The following is a 5,049-nucleotide window of genomic DNA, read 5'->3' as shown; positions in this document are numbered from 1 at the left end:
TTTTACCGTGGTCAACGTGACCCATAACCGTAACCACCGGAGGACGCGGCAGGGCGTCCTCTTCATCGCTTTGCTCTTCCTCTTTCAGGTCAATATCAAAGGATTCCAGCAGCTCGCGGTCTTCGTCCTCTGGCGAGACTACCTGTACTTGATAACCCAGTTCGGAACCGAGGGTCATCAAAGTATCTTCGTCCAAAGACTGGTTAGAGGTAGCCATCTCCCCCAAGGTCATGAGAACAGTCACCAAGGATGCGGGATCGCAATCGATCCGATCTGCCATATCCGCTAGTGAAGCTCCCGAACGCAGACGTAATGGCGTAGAGCCATCCCCGTGAGGAACCTGCACGCCGCCAATCTTGGGAGCAGTTTGTTGCTCATACTCGGCGCGTTTCGCGCGTTTGGACTTACGGCGTTTCGCTTTCGAGGATCCGCCGCGACCGAATGCGCCTTGGGTGGCACCAAAACCGCCGCGACCACGATTGTTCATCCGGTGGCCGCCGGGACGACCCGGACCGCCAGAACCACCAGGACCACCTTGCCCACCTCCACCGCGGCGCTGACCGCGGGAGGGAGCCGGTTGATCCATCATAGGAGCCGTCGCAGAATGCGCCGGCATCACATTTGGAGTTGCACTCGAGCCACGCCGATTTCCCCGCCCGGGACGACCCCGACCGGCGTTCTTACGTTGCCCACCAGAACTGCCGCCTGGACGCGGCATTCCCTGCGCTGAAGCAAAAGGATTATTTCCTGGGCGCGGACCGCCCGGACGCGGCATTCCCTGCGCTGAAGCAAAAGGATTGTTACCCGGGCGCGGACCGCCCGGACGCGGAGCCGGTTTGGGGCCAGGTTTAGCACCCGTCTTACCGGGTTTAGGACCTGGACGCGCCGATTTTTCAGGCGACTTCGCCTTGGCTGGTTTCGCAGCCGGCTTAGCGGCCGGCTTCGGCCCTGGTTTAGGCGCTGCGCTAGTGGCAGGTTTTTTAGCAGGGGTAGGCGCTTCTACTTTATTCTCCGGCTGCGCCTTAGCCGCATCGCTTTCCGGCTCTTTTGAATCCGCCGGTTTGGGGGCAGCTACTTTCGCGTCCTTAGCCGCCCGCGCCTTCGCAACTTTGGTTTTAGCGGCGGAACTAGCGACTTTCTTCTTTGCCGCTTTCACCTTGGGTGCTGCCGTTTCTACCTCTTCCGCTAGCTTGGCAAAATGCTCTCGCATTTTGCGCGCCACCGGAGCCTCAATAGTCGAGGACGCGCTTTTAACGAACTCCCCCGACTCTTTTAGTGCCTGCAGCACAATTTTCGAAGTGGTTCCGAGCTCTTTCGCTAACTCATGAACTCTAAGTTTTGCCACAATTCTCCTTGCTGGCCTGCCCAGCATGGAGCAGGCTATTGCTTAAATTGGCAGATCATCGCTGGTTGCTCATCGGGTGACCATCAGCTTCCAACCCTGCTTTCCTGTATCGGGCATCCACTGGGGGTAGATGCCGGTAACCTTACTTAAACGACCCTAGCCTAGTCACAAGAAAGCACCGGCCGAGGCAAAGCCTAGAACCGGTGCGTCCATTGCAACCAAAGTTAGGTTCCGATATCTATACTAGCGCCTTGAGCGCAATAAGCCGAAGCCACCTACAGTAGGGCGAGCACACAGAAATCGGTTATTGCGCTTCCTCACTGGCTGTTTCAGGTTCCATATCAGACCTAATATCAATCTTTGCTCCCGTTAAACGAGCAGCTAGACGCGCGTTTTGTCCTTCTTTGCCGATAGCTAATGAAAGCTGGAAATCTGGTACCACCACATGTGCCAATACATGCTCGGCTGGTTCTACCGTGACAGACGTAACATGCGCAGGTGAGAGCGCATTAGCAACGAAAGTAGCCACGTCCTCGGAATAATCGATAATATCGATTTTTTCGTGGTTAAGCTCATTCATCACGGCTCGCACTCGCCGTCCCATCGGCCCGATACAAGCCCCTTTAGCATTGATATTGGGACGAGCAGAACGCACCGCGATCTTGGTACGGTAGCCAGCCTCTCGCGCCACCGACTCAATCACCACATCTCCCGAGGTGATCTCCGGAACTTCCCGAGAAAACAGCCCCCGCACCAGATCCGGGTGGCGGCGCGAAACCTCGATCCGTGCCCCTTTTTCACCCAGCGTAGTTTTTACCACTACTGCCCGGATCCACTGCCCGTGACGATATTGCTCTCCCGGAACCTGTTCGGCTTTCGGCAAAACCGCCTCGAATTCGCCAACTTTTACCACCACGACATCTTTATCTCGGCTCTGCTGGATAATCCCGGAAACCACTTCTCCCTTTTTGTCTCTAAAAGAGCCCAACACCTGCTCGTCCTCGGCCTCCCGTAGCCGCTGCATAATAATGGAGCGGGCAGTGGTAGTAGCGATCCGCCCGAACCCTGACGGAGTGTCATCAAATTCGCCGATCTTATTGCCGTCCTCATCGATCTCCGCTGCCATCACCATTACATGGCCATTTTTGCGATCGACTTCTACCCGCGCGTCCTCAAGTGCTCCCGGGGCATTGTGGTACGCCTTTAGTAAAGCGTCTTCGATAGCAGCCATAAGGGTATCGAGACTGACGCCCTTCTCCGCTTCTACCATTCGTAAAGCGGCCATATCAATATCCATGATGCTCCTTACGAGCCTTAGAACTGCACCACCATTTGGGCGTGCGTAATATCTGCTAAAGCGATAGTGCGCCGGCCAGCGGCAGTTTCCAATTCGATGTCTTCAGTTGTTGTATCCACCAGCTTACCCTCTTCGCGGGTACCATCACATATTTTCACCTTTACGCGATGCCCGATTGCCCTAGAAAACTGGCGTTCCTCCTTTAAGGGACGCTCAATCCCCGGGGTAGAGACCTCCAGGTTATAGGTTCCTTTAATCGGGTCAGCTTCATCTAAATGCCGGGAAATCTCCAAAGTTACCTGCGAAAGCTGTTCTTCATTCACAGCGCCCGGTCCGCGAGGTAAATCCACCGTCACCACCAGACGAGTGTATTTCCCGGCTCGCTTTAACGATACTTCCTCTAGGTAAAGGCCGGCCGCTTCACAATTTGGGCGCAGCAGATCAACAAGTTCATTTTCCAAATTGGTGCTCGGTTTCGTCATTTTTCCTCGTCTCTTGTTCGCCTCACAGTTTTATCATTTCAAAAAACATGTTACCCGTGGCAAACTTAACTTTGATGAAAAAAACCTGGATTGTGCCCCTTACTGGGCTGTTAGTTGCTTCGCTGAGCCTTTCTGGCTGCGGGGTGCGGATTGATGATGGTTCCGGCGACTCAATCACCGCGAGCCTAACCCAGATGGCACGCTATCGCGCCAGTTCCTGTCAAGAAGCTATCACCAGCGGCATCGAAACTGTTTTTGGCTCTGACCCGAAGCTAGCAGGATTCAAAAATCATTTCACCGCCCGCAGTAAAGTTCTGGGGCAACGCTGGCCTACCCAGGAAGTGAAACTTTCAGGCAAAGGAAAATCAGAGAACCTGCCAGAGCCTGCTGACTATCGCGTCCCCGGAAATGGACAAGCCTTAGTCCATAAACTGGCAGATTGCCAGGCTGATATCTTAAATGACGCCGGGGCACTTATTTTACTATCGCGCCAGCAGCTAGCCGCTAGTGGGGGCAATGAGGACGATACCGCGCGCGCTGAGGAAACCGAGGACTTAGCAAAAGTGCTATTCGCTACCGGGGTGGCTATGGAGCGGGAAAGCAAGCAAATCGCGGCTGCTTCTTCCCTAACACTACCGCCTGCCCAAACCACCCCGCTGGCGACGCAAAGCTACCGGGAAGGTAAGTGGCACCCCGCCACCCCAGCCGCCAAAACCCAGCAGAATCAAGCCAACAGACCCTTAAGTCAGCAGCAAAAAAACGAGATTTCCCGCAGTATTAAACAACTGGATTCCCTGCGCTTTAATATCGAGAAAAATGTTGCGCAAAGCCAGGATATACAGTTAAAAAACCTGGTTTCTAACGTGCTCACTCCCCTGCTGCTGCGCCAGATACAACAGCTAGTCGCTCAGTTAGATTCTGATCCGCGCGAAGCGGCCTATCAGCCCTACTCCGGTTTTAGCGGTGCCGATAAGCCCGCAATTGCGAAAGGGATAGGGCTTGCCTGCCAAGTGCAGATGGATTTACTTCCCCTGGTTCCGGATGTGCAACAGGCACTACTATCTCCCACCCTGGCTAGTTTGGTGGATTTACAAGCCCAATTAGGGCATGATGCGGGACCGCTCCCCGGGCTGACCGCGAACGACGCGAAAGTAAAAACCAGCCCTGCCTCAGCCGATAACTAGGGTAGCTACCCATTTAACGGTACTAAAAATCGTGAGAGTTCAGACGCTGTTGCGCCCGTATAAAACCCTGGGTCACCACTTCGGTTATCGCTTGTCCAGCGCGCTCTAAAGCCTCTTTAAGGGCTCCTTGTTCCCCGCGGGGAAAACGGGAAAGCACATAGTCGGCGGGATTTTGCCGAGGATGAGGACGACCAATCCCGATCCGCAGGCGCGCATAGTCTTTAGTTCCCAGGTTCTGACTGATGGAGCGCAGACCGTTGTGACCGCCTTCGCCGCCTCCGCGTTTAAGCCGTAAATCGTAGGCAGCTAGATCCAGTTCATCGTGGACTATCAGCAAGTTTTGTGCGGGGTCAATCCCGAAAAACTTCACCAGTTTAGCGGTGGGAATTCCTGAGGTATTCATATAGGAATCCAGCTTCGCCAGGTACACCGCCGGCCCGGGAGTGCCTAGCATTCCCAGGTGTAAAGTTGCTACCTGGCAGCCGGTTTTATGGCGTCGTAGCTGTTCTCCTTGGGCTTGTGCCAAGTGGTCAATCGTCAGATGACCGGCATTATGGCGGGTTCCCGCGTATTTTTCTCCTGGATTGCCCAGGCCAATCACCAGCCAAGACGGTTTCATTTCAACCCCCAAACCCATATACAGTGCAACGTGTAATGTCTAGTAAATTTATTTATTTTTAAATTGTAAGTAATTTAGACATTAAATATTATAGAGTGTATATTATAGATCGTATTTGTCTA

At 54.0% G+C, this 5,049-nt stretch carries 5 protein-coding genes; 1 reads left to right on the top strand and 4 read right to left on the bottom strand.

Annotated elements, in window-relative coordinates; genetic code table 11:
* The 3 genes from RDM26_RS08360 to rimP all read right to left on the bottom strand — a co-directional run.
* Positions 1-1,345 (bottom strand): translation initiation factor IF-2 N-terminal domain-containing protein (locus RDM26_RS08360; protein WP_307738502.1); only part of this gene is annotated, 1,345 nt, incomplete at its 3' end.
* Positions 1,346-1,649: 304 nt separating this feature from the next.
* A complete protein-coding gene (gene nusA / locus RDM26_RS08355; RefSeq protein ID WP_307738501.1) occupies positions 1,650-2,642 on the bottom strand; it encodes a transcription termination factor NusA in 993 nt (330 codons plus the stop codon).
* Between the two features lie 17 nt (positions 2,643-2,659).
* Positions 2,660-3,124 (bottom strand): ribosome maturation factor RimP, encoded by a 465-nt coding sequence (rimP, locus tag RDM26_RS08350; RefSeq protein ID WP_307738500.1) that lies wholly within the window; start codon positions 3,122-3,124, stop codon positions 2,660-2,662.
* A 74-nt stretch (positions 3,125-3,198) separates the two neighbouring features.
* Between rimP and RDM26_RS08345 the strand changes: the two genes are divergently transcribed.
* A complete protein-coding gene (locus RDM26_RS08345; protein WP_307738499.1) occupies positions 3,199-4,308 on the top strand; it encodes a hypothetical protein in 1,110 nt (369 codons plus the stop codon).
* Between the two features lie 22 nt (positions 4,309-4,330).
* Here RDM26_RS08345 and pth read toward each other — a convergent pair whose 3' ends face one another.
* A complete protein-coding gene (gene pth / locus RDM26_RS08340; protein ID WP_307738498.1) occupies positions 4,331-4,927 on the bottom strand; it encodes an aminoacyl-tRNA hydrolase in 597 nt (198 codons plus the stop codon).
* Positions 4,928-5,049: the final 122 nt, after the last annotated feature.

Origin of the sequence: uncultured Varibaculum sp. (genome assembly GCF_902489465.1) — a bacterium.
Taxonomy (GTDB): Bacteria; Actinomycetota; Actinomycetes; order Actinomycetales; family Actinomycetaceae; genus Varibaculum.
Note: the sequence above shows the minus strand (reverse complement) of the source record. Positions and strands in the feature narration are given on the sequence as shown.

Bases quoted from the DNA above. Each gene is read 5' to 3' on its own strand.
- rimP (WP_307738500.1), bottom strand. From the start codon at position 3,124: ATGACGAAACCGAGCACCAATTTGGAAAATGAACTTGTTGATCTGCTG.
- RDM26_RS08345 (WP_307738499.1), top strand. From the start codon at position 3,199: ATGAAAAAAACCTGGATTGTGCCCCTTACTGGGCTGTTAGTTGCTTCG.
- pth (WP_307738498.1), bottom strand. From the start codon at position 4,927: ATGAAACCGTCTTGGCTGGTGATTGGCCTGGGCAATCCAGGAGAAAAA.
- nusA (WP_307738501.1), bottom strand. From the start codon at position 2,642: ATGGATATTGATATGGCCGCTTTACGAATGGTAGAAGCGGAGAAGGGC.